16 protein-coding genes are annotated in these 17,428 nt (G+C 47.1%); 14 read left to right on the top strand and 2 right to left on the bottom strand.

Annotation, left to right across the window (positions count from 1 at the left end; translation table 11 throughout):
- Window positions 1–805 precede the first annotated feature (805 nt).
- Both pflB and pflA read left to right on the top strand, forming a co-directional pair.
- Entirely contained in the window at window positions 806–3,067 is a 2,262-nt protein-coding gene (gene pflB / locus ABCM67_RS08080; protein ID WP_242872649.1) for a formate C-acetyltransferase, read from the top strand.
- Window positions 3,068–3,075: 8 nt separating this feature from the next.
- Window positions 3,076–3,825 (top strand): pyruvate formate-lyase-activating protein, encoded by a 750-nt coding sequence (gene pflA, locus ABCM67_RS08075; protein WP_015525340.1) that lies wholly within the window; start codon window positions 3,076–3,078, stop codon window positions 3,823–3,825.
- Between the two features lie 55 nt (window positions 3,826–3,880).
- Here pflA and ABCM67_RS08070 read toward each other — a convergent pair whose 3' ends face one another.
- A complete protein-coding gene (locus tag ABCM67_RS08070; RefSeq protein ID WP_118607954.1) occupies window positions 3,881–4,621 on the bottom strand; it encodes a lysophospholipid acyltransferase family protein in 741 nt (246 codons plus the stop codon).
- A gap of 215 nt (window positions 4,622–4,836) precedes the next feature.
- On the opposite strand from ABCM67_RS08070, the gene ABCM67_RS08065 reads away from it, so the two are divergent.
- The 9 genes from ABCM67_RS08065 to ABCM67_RS08025 all read left to right on the top strand — a co-directional run bounded on the left by ABCM67_RS08065 (window position 4,837) and on the right by ABCM67_RS08025 (window position 13,552).
- Window positions 4,837–5,292 (top strand): protease complex subunit PrcB family protein, encoded by a 456-nt coding sequence (locus ABCM67_RS08065; RefSeq protein WP_114001930.1) that lies wholly within the window; start codon window positions 4,837–4,839, stop codon window positions 5,290–5,292.
- Window positions 5,293–5,295: 3 nt separating this feature from the next.
- Window positions 5,296–6,864 (top strand): SPOCS domain-containing protein, encoded by a 1,569-nt coding sequence (locus ABCM67_RS08060; protein ID WP_173761228.1) that lies wholly within the window; start codon window positions 5,296–5,298, stop codon window positions 6,862–6,864.
- Between the two features lie 90 nt (window positions 6,865–6,954).
- Window positions 6,955–7,836 (top strand): 4-(cytidine 5'-diphospho)-2-C-methyl-D-erythritol kinase, encoded by an 882-nt coding sequence (ispE, locus tag ABCM67_RS08055; RefSeq protein WP_015525345.1) that lies wholly within the window; start codon window positions 6,955–6,957, stop codon window positions 7,834–7,836.
- Entirely contained in the window at window positions 7,826–8,527 is a 702-nt protein-coding gene (locus ABCM67_RS08050) for a GntR family transcriptional regulator (RefSeq protein ID WP_173739413.1), read from the top strand. Before ispE ends, ABCM67_RS08050 begins: the two co-directional genes overlap by 11 nt.
- 135 nt (window positions 8,528–8,662) lie before the next feature.
- Window positions 8,663–10,159, top strand: coding sequence for a spore germination protein (locus ABCM67_RS08045; protein ID WP_118753280.1), 1,497 nt, complete (start codon window positions 8,663–8,665; stop codon window positions 10,157–10,159).
- A gap of 5 nt (window positions 10,160–10,164) precedes the next feature.
- Entirely contained in the window at window positions 10,165–11,850 is a 1,686-nt protein-coding gene (locus ABCM67_RS08040) for a GerAB/ArcD/ProY family transporter (protein WP_129974692.1), read from the top strand.
- A gap of 105 nt (window positions 11,851–11,955) precedes the next feature.
- Window positions 11,956–12,195, top strand: a complete 240-nt coding sequence (locus ABCM67_RS08035; RefSeq protein ID WP_015525350.1) for a hypothetical protein — start codon at window positions 11,956–11,958, stop codon at window positions 12,193–12,195.
- Window positions 12,196–12,251: 56 nt separating this feature from the next.
- Entirely contained in the window at window positions 12,252–13,073 is an 822-nt protein-coding gene (gene murI / locus ABCM67_RS08030; protein ID WP_021653072.1) for a glutamate racemase, read from the top strand.
- A gap of 32 nt (window positions 13,074–13,105) precedes the next feature.
- Window positions 13,106–13,552 carry a DUF1934 domain-containing protein gene (locus ABCM67_RS08025; protein ID WP_021653071.1) on the top strand — a complete coding sequence of 149 codons (447 nt, stop codon included), beginning with the start codon at window positions 13,106–13,108 and terminating at the stop codon, window positions 13,550–13,552.
- A 99-nt stretch (window positions 13,553–13,651) separates the two neighbouring features.
- On the opposite strand, the gene ABCM67_RS08020 is transcribed toward ABCM67_RS08025, so the two are convergent.
- On the bottom strand, window positions 13,652–14,092 hold the full coding sequence (locus ABCM67_RS08020; RefSeq protein WP_021653070.1) for a type IV pilin: 441 nt from the start codon (window positions 14,090–14,092) through the stop codon (window positions 13,652–13,654).
- A 94-nt stretch (window positions 14,093–14,186) separates the two neighbouring features.
- Between ABCM67_RS08020 and ABCM67_RS08015 the strand changes: the two genes are divergently transcribed.
- Genes ABCM67_RS08015 through ABCM67_RS08005 form a run of 3 tightly spaced genes read left to right on the top strand, consistent with a single transcriptional unit; the run spans window position 14,187 to window position 17,378 of the window.
- Window positions 14,187–14,390, top strand: a complete 204-nt coding sequence (locus tag ABCM67_RS08015; protein ID WP_173741147.1) for a hypothetical protein — start codon at window positions 14,187–14,189, stop codon at window positions 14,388–14,390.
- Window positions 14,341–15,825, top strand: coding sequence for a polysaccharide deacetylase family protein (locus tag ABCM67_RS08010; protein ID WP_342992725.1), 1,485 nt, complete (start codon window positions 14,341–14,343; stop codon window positions 15,823–15,825). The genes ABCM67_RS08015 and ABCM67_RS08010 overlap by 50 nt, the downstream gene beginning before the upstream one ends.
- A 53-nt stretch (window positions 15,826–15,878) precedes the next feature.
- Window positions 15,879–17,378, top strand: a complete 1,500-nt coding sequence (locus ABCM67_RS08005) for a polysaccharide deacetylase family protein (RefSeq protein WP_021653067.1) — start codon at window positions 15,879–15,881, stop codon at window positions 17,376–17,378.
- Window positions 17,379–17,428: the final 50 nt, after the last annotated feature.

Raw genomic sequence — 17,428 nt, 5'->3', positions numbered from 1 at the left:
GCGCAGCGGGCCTGTTCCCTGTTGTTAATGGGAGCGGGTCTATGCCAGTGATGCGACAATAGACGGAAGCAGGTGAGCGTCGGCAATACAACAACAGACAGAAGTAGGTCTATGCCAGTGATGCGACAACAGACGGGAGCAAGTGAGCACCGGCAATACGCAACAGGCAGGAGCAGGTCAGCACCAGCAATACAGCGATAGGCAGGAGCAGATTAGCGCCAGCAATAGAACAACAGGCAGTAGCAGATTAGCGCCAGCAATACAACAACCACCAGGAACAGGTCTGCTGCGCAGACCGCCTTCCGTCCGGCGGAAAAAAAATCGGCTCAGCCTGACGCTACCAATACAGCAGCATACAGGCATTTACCAATACACTACCCCATACCACAGCGCAGAACAGCGACGTGCCCGGAAAGGGGGAGCGCGAGGGGGAAAAGCGGGCTTCGTAACTCCGAGCGCCTTTCCACCTCGCAAACCTGCCCACGCCAAAGTGTCCCTCCGAAAGGGAAAGAGCTCCACTGCCCAAAGTGTCCCCCCCCTGGAAAGAAACTATCCGTCAGAAGACACAGGCTCTCCGCCCAGGAGCGTCCGTCAGACGCCCGACATTGTACAATATCTGGTACAATTTTCTCATTATTTTTATCAATAATACAATTATATGTATATTATAAAGAACATACTTCCAAGCTGTTGACTTTAAATTCGGAATCTGTTATCTTATGGTCGTCATGAGAAATGTTATATATTACTAACTGCGCGGGCAGTGAACGAAATATTGAGACAACAGGAAAGGATGTGTAACAAATTGGCAAAAGTTGATTTTGAACAGTGGAATGGTTTTAAGGGTGATCGTTGGAAAGAGAAGATCGATGTTCGTAATTTCATCAGTATGAACTATACACCATATGATGGAGATGCTTCCTTCCTGGAAGCACCAACAGAGGCAACAGATAAACTCTGGGGCAAGCTTCAGGAGCTTCAGAAAGAAGAGCGTGCTAAAGGCGGCGTTCTTGATATGGAGACAGAGGTAGTAACAGGAATTACAGCATACGGTCCTGGATATATCGATGAGGAACTCAAAGACCTGGAGCAGGTTGTAGGTCTTCAGACAGACAAACCTCTGAAACGTGCTTTCATGCCATACGGCGGAATCAAAATGGCAGAGCAGGCATGTGAGACTTACGGATACCATGTAAGCGACAAGATCAAAGATGTTTTCAACAACTATGAGTTCAAAACACACAACCAGGGTGTATTCGATATCTACACACCGGAGATGAAGAGAGCACGTCACAACAAGATCCTTACAGGACTTCCGGATACTTACGGACGTGGACGTATCGTAGGTGATTACAGACGAGTTGCTCTTTACGGAATTGATCATCTGATCGCAGGTAAAGAGAAAGATTTCGCAGCATGCGACCGTCAGGGTATGAGACGTTATGACTTCCAGCTTCGTGAGGAGATCGCAGATCAGATCCGTGCTCTGAAGAAGATGAAAGAAATGGCTCAGATCTATGGCTTTGATATTTCCCAGCCGGCTAAGAATGCAAAGGAAGCATTCCAGTGGCTGTACTTCGGATATCTTGCAGCAATCAAAACTCAGAACGGAGCTGCAATGAGTGTTGGACGTATCTCCACATTCCTTGATATCTATATTGAGAGAGACCTTGAGAACGGAACTCTTACAGAGAAAGAGGCACAGGAGCTTGTTGATCATATCGTAATGAAATTCCGTATGGTTAAATTCGCTCGTATCCCGTCTTACAACCAGCTCTTCTCCGGTGACCCGGTATGGGCAACTCTGGAAGTAGCAGGTATGGGACAGGACGGACGTTCCATGGTAACAAAGAACGACTATCGTTTCCTTCATACACTTGAGGATATGGGACCGGCTCCGGAGCCGAACCTTACAGTTCTCTACTCCTCAAGACTGCCTGAGAACTTCAAGAAATATGCAGCAGACATCTCTGTTACAACAAGTTCCATCCAGTATGAGAACGATGATGTTATGCGTCCGGTATGGGGCGATGACTACAGCATCTGCTGCTGTGTATCTGCTACAGAGACCGGTAAAGAGATGCAGTTCTTCGGTGCTCGTGCTAACCTTGCAAAATGCCTTCTTTACGCGATCAACGGTGGTGTTGATGAGAAGACAAAACAGCAGGTAGGACCGCAGTATCAGCCGATCACTTCCGAGTACCTTGATTATGACGAAGTAATCGCAAAATATGATCAGATGATGGACTGGCTTGCACATCTGTATGTTGGAACACTGAACATGATCCACTACATGCATGATAAATACTACTATGAGGCAGCTGAGATGGCACTTATCGATACAAAGGTTGACCGTTCCTTCGCAACAGGTATCGCCGGATTCTCACACGTAGTAGATTCCCTTTCCGCTATCAAATATGCAAAAGTAAAAGCAATCCGTGACGAGGACGGAATCACAACAGACTTCCAGGTTGAGGGTGACTTCCCACGTTATGGTAACGATGATGACAGAGCAGACGAGATCGCAACAACTCTGCTTTCCACATTCCTTGAGAAGCTGAAACACATCCATACCTATCGTGATTCCAAGCCAACCACATCCATCCTTACCATCACATCCAACGTTGTTTATGGTAAAGCTACAGGATCTCTTCCGGACGGAAGAAAAGCCGGCGAGCCTCTGGCACCGGGAGCAAACCCGTCTTACGGCGCAGAGCAGAACGGACTTCTTGCTTCCCTGAACTCTGTTGCAAAGCTTGACTATGAGGATGCCCTTGACGGAATCTCCAATACTCAGACGATCAACCCGGATGCACTTGGCCATTCTGAGGAAGAGCGTACAGAGAATCTTGTAAATGTACTTGACGGATACTTTGACCGTGGTGCACATCACCTCAATGTAAACGTATTCGGTAAAGAGAAACTTATCGATGCTATGGAGCATCCGGAAAAAGAGGAGTATGCAAACTTCACGATCCGTGTTTCCGGATACGCTGTTAAGTTCATCGACCTTACAAGAGAGCAGCAGCTTGACGTTATCGCAAGAACCTGCCACGAAAGGATGTAATAAAAAATATGGACGACCAGAAAAAAATCACTGGCTACGTCCACTCACTGGAGAGCTTCGGCTCTGTTGACGGACCAGGAGTCCGGTATGTGATCTTTTTGAGCGGCTGCGCCATGCGCTGTCAGTTCTGCCACAATCCGGACACCTGGCAAATGAAAACAGGGACGGAGTACACAGCAGATGAGCTGCTTGAAAAAGCCTGTCGATACCGCTCTTACTGGGGAAGTAAGGGCGGTATTACTGTGAGTGGAGGCGAGCCACTGTTACAGATCGATTTCCTCACTGAGCTGTTCAGAAAAGCAAAAAAACTTGGAATCCACACAACACTTGATACCAGCGGCAACCCTTACACAGAAGAGGGTCCGTGGTATGAAAAATGGGAAGAGCTGATGAAGTACACAGATCTTGTCATGCTGGATATCAAGCACATTGATGAGGAACAGCATAAGATCCTCACAGGATGTACCAACAAAAATATCCTTGCCATGGCCCGGAAGCTTTCCGATATGGGCGTATCCATGTGGATCCGTCACGTACTGGTTCCGGAACGCAATGACCGGGATGACTATCTCCACCGGCTGGCTGACTTTATTGCAACACTGAAGACAGTTGAGAGAGTGGAGGTTCTTCCATATCACACACTCGGAACCTTTAAATGGGAAAATCTGCATATTGATTATCCGCTGAAGGGAATCAATCCGCCAACGAAAGAACGTATCGAAAATGCGGAAAAAATCCTGGGAGCAGGTACACAGTAATAAAAAAACCATATCTTATGTCGAAAAACAGACATAGATATGGTTTTTTTGATGTTCACACCAGTTCTTTGTTTTTGATCAGCATTTCTTTGATGATATCCTGTGTATAGGAACCTAAGCGGCGCTGAGTATCCCGGTCAAGCTCTGAAGGAATGATAGGCTTGCCATATTCGATCACTACGTGTGTAGGTGTCATCTTCGGGAAATTGGCCTCCCAGATATTGGCAGAGTTGCTGATCGCAATAGGAATGATCGGGCTTTTGGCTCTGGCTGCGATCTTGAAGCTGCCGTCATGGAAAGGCAGCATTTCTGTTTCATCAGCATTCTTATTTCTGGTTCCTTCCGGGAAGATACATATGGAAATGCCGGATTTCACATAGTCTGCGGCCTGAAGGATCGTTTTCAGACCCTGCTTGATATCCTCTCTGTCGAGAAAGAGACAGTAGAGATTGCGCATCCAGTTGGAGAGCAGCGGATAATGCTCCATTTCCTTCTTGGCAACATAGCCGGTGCGGATCGGACAGCGGCTGTAGGTGAGCAGGATGTCGAAATAGCTCCGGTGGTTTGCTACATAGAGAACAGCCTGATCCTTTGGAACGTTTTCTTCGCCGATGACGGTGACTTTGGCGCCTGTGATCCACAGGATGAATTTGAATATGGCCTGTACCATGCGCAGAGAGCTGATATCCTTAGTCATGGGAGAAAATTTCCCGATGATCCATTCTACAAGGAGAACCGGAATGGTCAGCACCAGATAGGCGATCACCACGATACAGACAAGTATGAATCGAATCATGTCTTTTGTCCTTTCTGTTATAGATACTTGCGGAGAGTTCCGCAGTAAGATGGTATTTTTATATTATACGAAGAAAATCCGATAGTTGCAATAAATCTTTCCCTGCTCACATAGAATAAATACTGAATAATGGTTACTGTTTACTGGTGATCTTCCGCAAAGCGTGTTACTGAGAACGGAGTGAACAGTAACGAATCATGCAGGTGGCTTATATTATGAAAAAAGCAGTATTTCTGCGGATCGTGCTGACAGCTGCCGTGCTGGCACTGCTGCTTTCCGGGTGTCGATTTGTCCGGGTGGAGGAAGAAGAACGAAAACCGGTAGATTACACCGTTGTGGAACGCCGGGATATCCCGGAGGAGCTTTCCAGGCTTATGGAAGAAAAAAAGGAAAAGGAATTTCAGCTGAGTTATGAAACCGGAGAGGATCTTTACCTGGCCAAAGGGTACGGGCGGCAGATGAGTGGCGGATACAGCATCCAGGTAGAGGAGCTTGGAGAATCCTCGAATGGGATATTTTTTGTTACAAAACTTCTTGGACCGGAGGATCTTAAGGAGGCAGGAGTTCCGTCCTATCCCTGCATTGTGATAAAAACCCGGAAACAGGAAAAGCCGGTAACGTTCCGGGAAAGCAGCAGTCCGGTGAAAAAAGAGTCGGAGAAAGGGGAATAGACTGTGGAATTAAAAAAAGAAAGCATGCAGATATTAAAGGAAAAAAGCAGGGCAAAAAGTCAGATCACTTTTGATGAGGATTTTAATGTACCGGATGCAAAACCGGATGCAGGAAGACTGATCCAGAATAAGGGCAGGATCATTATGGATGATGTCCGTCTTACTGACGGGAAAGGTATTCTTACGGGAAATCTGCAGGTAGATATCCTTTATGTGGGGGAAGAAAGAGGGATCGTCAGCAGTCTTACTGCAAAACTTCCATTTGAGGAAACCTTGAACCTGAAGGATATCATAAACGGGGATAAAATGTGTCTGAAGTGGGAAATTGAAGATCTTACGATCCGCCTGATCCATTCCAGAAAGCTTAATATCAAAGCTTTGGTAACTTTTTGTGCGACTGTGGATGAAACAGAACAGATCCGCCTGCCGGTGGTGCTGGATGCAGAAGAGGTATCCGTCAGAAAAAAAACAGTCCGTTTTCTGGGACTTACCGTACATAAAAAAGATACACTCCGGATCAAGGATGAGTATACCATTGCCTCCAATCGTCCGGATATCGCCAGCCTGATCTGGTATACTATGGATGTACGGGGGCTGGATCTGAAGCCGGAGGAAAATGTGGTAAAGGCAAGAGGAGAGCTGTCCGTTTTTGTGCTGTACGGAGCTGAAGATACAGAAGCCCCGGTGCAGTGGCTGGAATATTCGCTGCCTTTTTCCGGAGAAGTGGAATGTCCGGACTGCACGGAGGAACTGATCCCGCTGATCGAAGCTTCGGTGATGCATCAGAGTCTGGAGGCCAAACCGGATGTCGATGGGGAAGAACGGATCCTTGTTTCGGATGTTGTGCTGGAGCTGGATATGAAATTTTTCAGGGAAGAGGAATATGATCTCATTACCGATGTGTATACACCGATCCGTGAATGTGTTCCGGAAGGAAAGAATGAGGTACTGGAACGGCTTCTGGTACGTAATTTTTCCAGATGCAGGATCAGTGACAGGATCCAGGTAAAGGAGACTCAGGGAAAAGTCCTCCAGCTGTGTCACAGTCAGGGAAAAGTGAAGATTGATAAGACCAGGATCGTAGAGAACGGTGTGCAGGCAGATGGCGTGGTCATGCTGAAGATCCTGTACATTATTGGAAATGATGATATGCCGTTTTATTCCATGGAGGCAATGATACCGTTTTCCCATATGGTGGAAGCAAGAGGGATCCGACAGGACAGCTGTTATCAGTTAAAAGCAAAGCTGGAGCAGCTTTCCGCAGCCATGGCAGATGGAAATGAGATCGAGATCCGGGCAACTGTAGGACTGGAGCTTCTGGCAGTTGCCAGAGAACCGGTATTTATCATTGAGAAAGTAGAGGAAAAACCACTGGATATGAAAAAACTCCAGGCTATGCCGGGAATCCTGGTTTATATGGTAAAACCGGGAGATGAATTGTGGGATATCGCAAGGAAATATCACACATCTATCCAGGAGATCCGGACGATCAATGCTCTCAAGGAAAATCAGGAACCCTCTCCGGGAACTCCGCTTCTTGTTGTAAAAAAAGTGGAAGGTCAGATCAAATAAAAAGTGGAATATTTTGCTGTTGAAAAGAATGTAAAAATCATATAAAATACATGTATAAATACTGTATACAAAGTACAAATGGAGGGGCTTATGCGTTTAAAAGCAATGGCAAAGATCAATCTCGGACTTGATGTTCTGGGAAAGAGAGAGGACGGTTATCATGAGGTACGCATGATCATGCAGACCATCCGTATGTATGATATCCTGGATATCAGAAAGACCAGACGGCCGGGGATCGTACTGACGACCAATCTTCCGTTTATTCCTACAGATCAGAGAAATCTTGTATATAAGGCAGCACAGATGCTGATGGAGGAGTTCGATGTTGAAGAGGGACTTTCCATCAAGCTTCGTAAATTTATCCCGGTGGCAGCAGGCATGGCAGGAGGCAGCTCCGATGCAGCGGCCGCATTTGTGGGTGTGAACCGGATGTTCCATTTAGGGCTTACCGAAGAACAGCTGATGGAACGTGCAGTAAAGGTCGGAGCAGATGTTCCGTATTGTATCATGCGGGGAACAGCTCTTGCGGAGGGAATCGGAGAGAAGCTGACCAGACTTCCGGAAGTTCCGAAATGTTATGTTCTGATAGGAAAACCGGGAATCAATGTTTCCACAAAAACAGCCTATGAGAATCTGAATCTGGAAGGGATCGGAAAACATCCGGACATCGATGGACTCATCGGAGCTATCAGAAATAATGATCTGTATGCCATGGCATCCAGAATGGAGAATGTATTTGAACCGGGGATCATCCGACAGTATCCTGTGATCGGCAATATCAAGAACCTTATGGAAGAAAAAGGTGCGCTGAAAGCCGTGATGAGCGGAAGCGGTCCTACTGTGTTTGGAATCTTTGATAATAGGGATAAGATGGCCGCGGCAGCCAGAAGCCTCAGAAAGAGCGGGCTTGCAAAGACTGTATTTGCCACGGATATTTACAATAGAGATGGAGGAGTTACAAATGACAAGTGATTTTTCTGTGGATATGAATGAATATCTGCCGCTTCGGGATGTTGTTTTTAACACCTTGCGGCAGGCAATCCTGAAGGGAGAGCTGAAGCCGGGCGAAAGACTTCTGGAGATCGCCCTTGCAGAGCGTCTTGGCGTGAGCAGAACACCGGTGCGTGAGGCTATGCGCAAGCTGGAGCAGGAAGGTCTTGTAGTGATGATCCCACGCAGAGGTGCACAGGTAGCCAGCATCACAGAAAAGGATCTGAACGATGTTCTGGAGGTGCGTATCGCCCTCGAAAATGTTGCCATAGAAAAAGCGTGCAAGCTGATCACAGAGGATGAGCTGGGAAGGCTCTGGGTGGCAGCCAAGGAATTTGAAAAAACAAAAGCAGAGGGAAATCTGGTCCGTCTGGCGGAAACCGATGTGGCTTTCCACGAGATCATATATCAGGCTTCTGATAATAAGCGTCTGAATCAGGTCCTAAATAATCTCCGTGAGCAGATGTATCGTTATCGTGTAGAGTATCTGAAGGATGAGCAGACAAGAAATCTTCTGGTCAGTGAGCATGAAGAGCTGGTAAAAGCCATCCGTGAAGGAGATGTGCAAAAGGCGCAGGATATTTCTTTCCATCATCTGGAGAATCAACGAAAAGCGATCATCCGTACTATCCGCGCGGAGAATGAGGCCAAAGAGGCCGAGAAAAAAGAATAAGAACCGGATATGCGGGAATATTAAGAGAGATGTCATTGGGGCATCTCTTTTTTTAACCGAATCAAGTAAGTCCCCTGTTTCAATTGCGAAAAGCAATAAGCAGTGGGGGAACTTGCTGTAAAGGATGGTGACTTTATGGAAACAAGGAAGATATCGATATCTCTTCATGAAAATGAATCGTATATCCGGAAACGGTGTGAAAACTGCGATGATATCCTGATCAGGCCCATGCGCCTTGGTGAGGGACATAAGGCGGACTGTCTGATGGTCTATATTGAGGTTGCGGTTTCAAACATGATGCTGGATGATTCTGCTATCGGAAAAATGATCAATCATTTCTGGGAGATCCCGGAGGAAAAGATCCGGGAATTTATCCGCCGAAACAGTCTTGGAATTGCAGATGTGAAGGAGCTGTCTTCCATGGAGGAGGTATTTGGTGCCATTCTTTCGGGAAATGCAGTTTTCTTTCTGGATGGATACGACAAAGCAATGAAAATTTCCAGTAAAGGATATCCGGGGTTGGCTGTATCAGAGGTGAAAACGGAAAAGGTCCTCAGAGGCTCCAAGGAGGGGTTCTGTGACAGTGTAAAAACCAATGCGGCCCTTGTGAGAAAGCGGATCCGGGATACCAGGCTGAAGGTGGAGCAGAGCAGCATCGGTGTACGCTCCAATACGGTGGTACAGCTTCTTTATGTGGAGGATCTGGTCCATGAGGAGCTTCTGACTGCTGTGAAAGAGCGCCTGGAATCTTTTACAGTGGACGGGATCCTGGACAGCGGGATGCTGGAACAGCTGACAGAAGAAGCATGGTATTCTCCCTTTCCTCAGTTTCAGACAACGGAGCGGCCGGACCGGGCTGCCCAGGAGCTGCTGAATGGAAAAGCAGTTCTGCTCTGCGACAATTCGCCGGTGGCACTGGTGGTTCCCGGAGCATTCAACAGTTTTATGGAAAGCAGTGAAGACTGGTACAACCGTTTTGAGATGGCATCCTTCCTGCGGGTGCTCCGGTATCTGGCCATGGCTGTGGCAACGCTGCTCCCCGGACTTTATCTGGCTGTGATCCGGTTTCATACACAGATCCTTCCGGCGAATCTGATCCTTTCCTTTGCACAGGCAAGAGAGGGCGTTCCATTTTCCAGTGTAGTGGAGCTGGTGTTCCTGGAACTGTCTTTTGAGTTGATACGGGAGGCTGGTGTGCGGATCCCGGGAGCTCTTGGAAATGCCATTGGGATCGTAGGAGGACTGATCATCGGACAGGCTGCGGTGGAGGCCAATCTTGTCAGCCCGGTGGTAGTGATCATCGTGGCACTGACAGCACTGGGATCACTGGCTATACCTAATGAGGAATTTGCTTCTGCATTCCGGCTTCTGAAGTACGCTTTTCTGTTTCTGGGAGGATTTCTAGGTATATTCGGAATCGTGTTGGGACTGTATCTCACCATGGCGCATCTGGCAGGACTTTTAAGCTTCGGTGTCCCATATCTGGTACCTTTTGTAGAGAAGAACAGTGAGGCGGAAACCGGTGGAAGGATTTTGCGACAGCCCTTCCGGAAGCGGAAATTCCGGCCGCTGTATGCCAGAAATGCCCAGAAACGCAGGCTTCGGACAAGGCCATGGAGCCGGAAAGGATAAAGGTTATGAGATTTGCGGAGAATAACAGGATTTCCCACAGACAGCTTTTTCGGCAGATCATACTGGTGTTTCCGGCGCCGTTTCTGCTGTGCCTGTTTAAGAATGGAGCGATGTTGGGCATCAGTGCCATGGCAGGGACAGCTGCTGCGGCCGTAGTGCTCTCTTTTTATGTGATCTGGCTGATACGTCTGACACCTGCATATGGAGAGCTTTCCAAAAGGACAGGAAGTTTTACTGTACGATTTATTGGCCTGTTCTTTTTGGTATATGTGATCGCAAGTTCGGCATTTCTTTCGGGCCTTCTGGGGGAGGTGATCCCGGAAAGTCTGATCAGCGGGATTTCCGGAAAATGGCTGTCTCTTCTTGCAGTTGCAGCCTGTAGTCTGGGAACGCATCGCGGAATGCAGAGAAGAGGGCGGATCGCTGAGGTGTCCGGAAGGATTTTTCTGGCAGGGATTCTTCTTCTGATGCTTTTATGTGCAGGGCAGGGAAAAACAGAGTACTTTATGGAAGTGATGAAAGATCCGGAAACAGGATTTACAGGAGAGCGATGGCTCCGTGATCTGTATACACTTTTGTGTGCTTTTTCAGGAGCAGGACTTCTTCCTTTCGGGCTGGAGTATGCAAAAAAACAAGGAAGTGCCAGAAAACCTGTGATCCTGGCTTTTCTTACAGTTTGCGGGATCATTTTTGGAATGCAGCTCCTTCTTCCGGCAGTCTTTGGAGGTGCACGCCTTAAAAACGAGATCTGTCCGGTACTGCCTCTTTTGGAGGGTGCAGATCTTCCGGGAAACGTACTGGCGAGATTTGATGTGATATGGATGGGGTTTCTGGTATTCGGACTTTTGTTTTCTCTGGGAAGTTTGTTTCATTACGGAAATCAGATCGCGGAAAAAACCGGATTCGGGACCGGTCGGTACTGGATCCCGGCAGCAGGCTGGCTGCTTTCCCTGTATGAGAGAAACGGGATGGGGATCCGGGAGTATTATGGCTGGTATCTGGGGTACATCTTTGTACCGTTTCTGCTTGTGATACAGCTTTTTCTCAGTACGGAAAACCGGGGAAGACGGAAGAAAAAAGTAACTGTGGCAGGACTTGTCCTGGTCATCACTTTGACGGGATCAGGCTGTGCGGCAGTAGAACCGGAAAAAAGAGCTTATCCGCTGGCACTGGGGGCCGGTGTTTCAGAGAATGGCTTTGTGCTGAAATATGCAATGCCGGATATGAGTACAGCTACCGGACAGGAAAAACCGGACGAAGATCCGATTTCTGTGCTGACTCTTTCCGGCCGGGACTTTCAGGAGATCGAGGCAGTTTACAACCGGTCTCAGGAAAAATTTCTGGATCTGGGTCATCTTGAAGTGCTGATCCTGGATGAACAGATCCTGGAAGAGGGATCCCGGGAAGCACTGATCGGATATCTGAAACAGGAAGAGCATATCGGAGAGGATGTCTACGTGTTCCGGACGGATATGCTGGGAGATGTTTTTCACTGGAAGGGAGCTCGGGAAAGCTCCATAGGGGAATACCTTCAGGGAATCCAGGAGAACCGCACATCCGGGCAGCAGAAGAAGGGTGTGACTCTGCGGGAGGTATATCATCAGTTCTGTCAGGATGGAACGCTGCCCTGGCTTCCGGAGATATGGGTGGAAGGTGAGCTTCTGGAAGTGGATTACGGCAGTAATGAATAGATGGGAGCCGGACTGTTAATAATATAGATGATGATCAGTACGATAAATCGTACAGTATATCTCTGGATAAGATCATCAGAAGATTTTTGACAGGAGGGCTTGCTCATGGAGCATATAAAAACGAAGAAGCATGTATTAAAAAAAGCAGGAGGGTTCCTTTTGCTCACGGCAGTGATCCTTGCAGGGAGTACCTGGGAGAGAAGAACTGCCGGTGATCGGCAGCCACAGTTTTATGCCTGGTGGGGAACGATCTACCCGGAATTCTGTTTTGAAAAAGCAGAGGATAACGGGGAAAATAAGCCGGTGAAGATATCCTTCTGGCTTGCGCAAGCCCTGGATTGGTGATACAATATTTCAACGGACCAATCACGTTCGATTAATTATTTCAGGAGATAAGATCAATGAATATAGACAGAAACGCACCGGTGGGTGTGTTTGATTCCGGTATCGGAGGACTGACAGTAGCCCGGGAGATCATGCGCAATCTCCCATCGGAAAAAATCGTATATTTCGGAGACACAGCCAGAGTTCCCTATGGAAGCAAATCCAGAGAAACGGTGATCCGTTATTCCCGCCAGATCATTCATTTTCTGCAGGAACAGAAGGTGAAGGCCATTGTGGTGGCCTGTAATACAGCCAGTGCATTTGCTCTGGATGCGGTGAAGGATGAACTGGATATCCCGATCCTTGGAGTAATCGAGGCCGGTGCCAAAGTTGCTGCCCAGGAAACCAGAAATAAACGGGTGGGCATTATCGGAACGGTGGGCACGGTAGGAAGCGGTATCCATGCCTCTTATCTGAAAGAACTGGATCCGGAGATCACCGTGATCGGAAAAGCGTGCCCGCTGTTTGTTCCGCTGGTAGAAGAGGGCTGGTATCATGATCCGGTCACTGAGGAAGTTGCGAGAAGATATCTGAAGGAGCTGCAGGAGCAGGAGATCGATACACTGATCCTCGGATGTACGCACTATCCTCTTTTAAGATCTACCATCCGCAAGATCATGGGTGAGGAGGTCTGCCTTGTGAATCCTGCATATGAGACGGCGCTGGAGCTTAAAAAGCTGCTCTCCAGACTGGATCTTGCCAGCAATGAGGTAGCACAGGAGGAATTCCCGTATCGCTTTTATGTAAGTGATCTTGCAGAGAAGTTTAAGGATTTTGCCAATTCCATCCTGCCGTATAACGTAGAAAAAACACAGAAGATCGATATCGAAAAATATTAAACAGATCTGTACATAAATGATAGGAGAAAAGAATGCAGAAAGAAGTTTTGATCCATGTAAGAGGGCTTCAGATGATGGATGCACAGGGGGATCAGGAACCTATAGAGATCATTGTTCCGGGACAGTATTATTTCCGCAATGGTTCTCATTATCTCAGATATGAGGAACTGCTGGATGAAACAGCAGAACCCACCATCAATTACATAAAAGTATCCGGAAAGGGTCTGGAGGTCAGCAAGAAGGGACTGGTCAATGTACACATGGTATTTGAACAGGGCAAAAAAAACATGACCTATTATACTACCCCTTACGGAACACTTCAGATGGGAATCTCAGCTACGAATCTGGAGCTGACGGAAAGCGAAGAGAACCTTCAGATCAAAGCAGATTATGCGCTGGATATGAATGAAGAACATGTGGCAGACTGCTATCTGGCGATCCAGGTACAGCCAAGAGACTGCAAGGATTTTGTTTTATAGATCCTGCAGAAAATAAAAGATATATAATTACACTACATAAGAACAGCCGCCATGCATCAGAGGAATTCCTGAAAGCATGGCGGCTGTTTTGGATTCTGATCATTTACGGAATCTTGCGAGGAAGCCTTTTTTCTTCTTCTGTGGTGCTTCGAGAGAACCACGGATTCCTTTTACGCCAACGATGTAAAGACCGCTGACTTCAGCTTTGATCTCTTTTTTGACCGGGATCAGATCAAAAACTTTTTCATCTGCAATAAGGATGTTGATCTTCGGACCGACTTTGGCTTTTACGATCGGAAGCTTGGACCGGCGCATAAGCTTAGGTGTCTGGTCGATGACCATCTGTGGAAGTCCGGAATCTTTCAGCGGCATCCGTTTTTTATCGATGACCAGCATGGAAACTGTCTGTTTGTTAGCCTGGATCTGAGCCTGCTGTTCGTCCTGTTTTTTCTGAGCTTTTTTTCCGAAGAAATAGAGTGCGATCACTGCTGCGATCAGAATAACGAGGATGACCAGAAGAACGATGGTAACTGTACTCATTTGAGAATCCCCCTGTATATATATTTGTTTCGCAATCGGTTACATTACGCAAACAACATTTTAGCATTGTTTCGTCAAAAAGGCAATTAAAAAAGTGAAAAAGACAGGTGGAACGGTGGAAATTTCAGCAGTTACCAGTTATAATGATTACGATGCAGTTCATCTGTGTATGCTGCAGAGAATACAGGACATAACTATCTTTGAGCTAACATATGTAATGGATAAACCAGAGATGGAGGAAATATTATATGAAAGAGAAAAAGCCCGGGGGAACCCGACCGGAAATGGGAACTCCTGAGTACGAAGAATGGCGGAAAGAGGTATTGAAACGCCGCAGAAAGCGCCAGCTGAAGGAACGCAGAAAACGTCTGGCCATCATAACAGCGGCAATGATCGTCGCAGTCGGGGCATCCGTAGGGGTCGGTGCGCTGAAGGGCAGAAGTGAGAAGGCTTCAAAAGAGAAGATGGTTTCTTCTGACAAACAGAAAGAACAGACCGTTTCCGGAGAAAAAGCTTTAGAAGCAGGTACTAAAAATACAGAGACCACTTCCAAAGATACTCTCGCAGAGGCAAAGCTTCTGGCCAGTCAGTATAACTATGACAAAGCTATCGATCTTCTGAAAAAGGCTCCGTCCTATGATTCGGATAAGAAGATGCAGGCAGCTGCAAAAAAATACGAAGACATAAAAGCAACCTGTACGGCATGGCCCCTTGAAAAGGTGACACATGTCTTTTATCATATTCTGATCAAGGATCCATCCAAAGCGTTTGACGGAGACTACAAAGAAGCAGATTATAATCAGGTCATGACAACCATTGATGAGTTTAACAAGATCACGCAGACCATGTATGACAAGGGCTATGTGATGGTAAGCATCAAGGACATGGCAAAGGCAGACGACAACGGGAATATCACAGAGGGAGAGATCCTTCTTCCGCCTGGGAAAACGCCGTTTGTCCTCTCACAGGATGATGTATGCTATTATCATTACATGGACGGTGACGGCTATGCCACGAAGCTGATCGTGGATGATAAAGGAAAGATCCGCAATGAATATGTGGAAGATGACGGAAGTGTCTCCGTGGGAGATTATGACATGGTTCCGCTGATCGACCGTTTTGTGGAAAAGCATCCGGATTTCTCATACCGCGGTGCAAAAGGAATCCTGGCACTTACCGGATACAACGGGATCCTGGGATATCGGACCGACGAAAGCTATGAGACCCGTCCGGCAGATCTGGATGAAAATAAAGTACAGTGGCTGGATGCACATCCGGATTTCAGCCTGGAAAAAGAACGGGCAGCCGCAAAAAAGGTTGCCGATGCCATGAAGGCAGAAGGCTGGGAATTTGCGAGCCATACCTGGGGACATCAGAATGTGGGACAGGTCACACTGGAGAAGCTTCAGGCAGATACCGAACGTTTCAAGAAAAATGTAGATCCGCTGATCGGGGGAACGGATGTTATCATTTTTGCTTTTGGAACCGACATTACCAATGACCAGGAGTATTCCGGGGATAAATTCGAATATCTGAAGGGGCAGGGATATAATTATTACTGCAACGTGGATTCCAGCCAGTATTATGTACAGATCCGGGATCGGTACTTCCGTCAGGGAAGACGGAATCTGGATGGATACCGTATGTATTATAACCCGGAACTGTTATCCGATCTTTTTGACGTAAAAGATGTTTTTGATCCGGCAAGACCGACACCGGTACCGCCGATGTAACGGTCATATCCGGAGATACGAGGGGACTTTTAGAAAGGGGCATATATATTATTATGAAGAAAAAAATTGCAGGTGTACTGACAACAGTGCTTGCGGCGTCACTTCTTGTGGGCGGAAACCATCCGGTCACTGTTCAGGTGGACAATATGATCTCCGGGACACAGGATGACGAGGATACACAGTCTGATGAAGCGGAAGCAGAAGCTGCAGAAGCCGAAGAAGAACAGTCCGAAGAAGCCAAAGTAGCAGCGGATCCGGAGGATCAGCCGGCAGCTACCGAGACACCGAAGGAAGAAAAAAAGGCAGAAAAAGAAACACAGAAAAGGGAAGCAGCCGAGAACAGCTCCGACAGTACTTCCTCAGACGAAAAAACACTTCTCAAAAAAGCCAAAAAACTGGCACAGCAATATGATTACACCGGCGCGATCTCCGTGCTGAAAAACAACTGGAAATTTGCCACCAGTGACAAGATGCAGGAAGCAGCAGCAGCCTACATGAAAAAAAGAGATGCCTGTGTGGAATATCCACTTGAGAATATCACCCATGTATTTTTTCATTCCCTGATCGTGAATACTTCACTGGCCTTTGACGGAGATTCCGATGAGGCCGGATATAATCAGATGATGACCACAGTCAGCGAATTCAAAAAAATGCTCCAGATCATGTATGATAAGGGTTACGTACTGGTGAGTCCTCATGATATGGCTGTGATCAATGATGACGGAACCATGAGCAGGGGAAAGATCATGCTGCCGGAAGGCAAGATTCCTTTTGTTCTTTCAGAGGATGACGTCAGCTACTATCATTATATGGACGGAGACGGATTTGCCACAAAGCTGGTGATCGACGACAACGGAGATATCAAATGCGAGTATAAGAAGGCAGACGGTACAGTTGTGACCGGAGATTACGATGTGGTGCCGATCCTGGATTCCTTTATCAAAGAACATCCGGATTTTTCCTATCATGGAAGAAAGGGTATTCTGGCAATGACCGGTTATAATGGTGTTCTGGGCTACCGTACAGATGGGGCATATAAGACCAAGAAGAATCTTCAGGATGACCAGAAGGCTTTTCTCAAGGCCAATCCGGATTTTGACTATGATAAAGAAGTAAAAGCAGCCAAAAAAGTGGCGAAGGCCATGAAAAAGGACGGGTGGGAATTTGCAAGCCATACCTGGGGTCACAGAAACGCTACAAGCTCCACAGCAGCGGAGTTGAAGACCGATAATAAAAAATGGGAAAAATATGTGGCACCCATCCTCGGAAAAACCGATATGATCATTTTTGCCTTTGGTGCGGATATCGGCGATTGGGAAGGATACACCTCGGATAATGAGAAGTATGAGTATTACAAAAGCCGTGGCTACCGCTATTTCTGCAATGTAGATTCCAGTCAGTATTTTGTGCAGATCACAAGTGAATATTTCCGTCAGGGAAGACGGAATCTGGATGGATACAGAATGTATTACAATCCGGATATGCTCAGTGACCTGTTTGATGTATCGGAGGTGTGGGATTCTTCCAGACCGACACCGGTACCGGAAATGTAAGACAGCAAACACACTTTACAAATCTGTATAAAAAAAGATTATAATCGAAC

This window comes from Blautia sp. 2227st1_G12_2227SCRN_220401 (assembly GCF_039062885.1).
GTDB lineage: Bacteria > Bacillota > Clostridia > Lachnospirales > Lachnospiraceae > Blautia_A > Blautia_A fusiformis.
The sequence above is the reverse complement of the archived record's forward strand: the minus strand, read 5'-3'. Positions and strand labels throughout refer to the sequence as shown.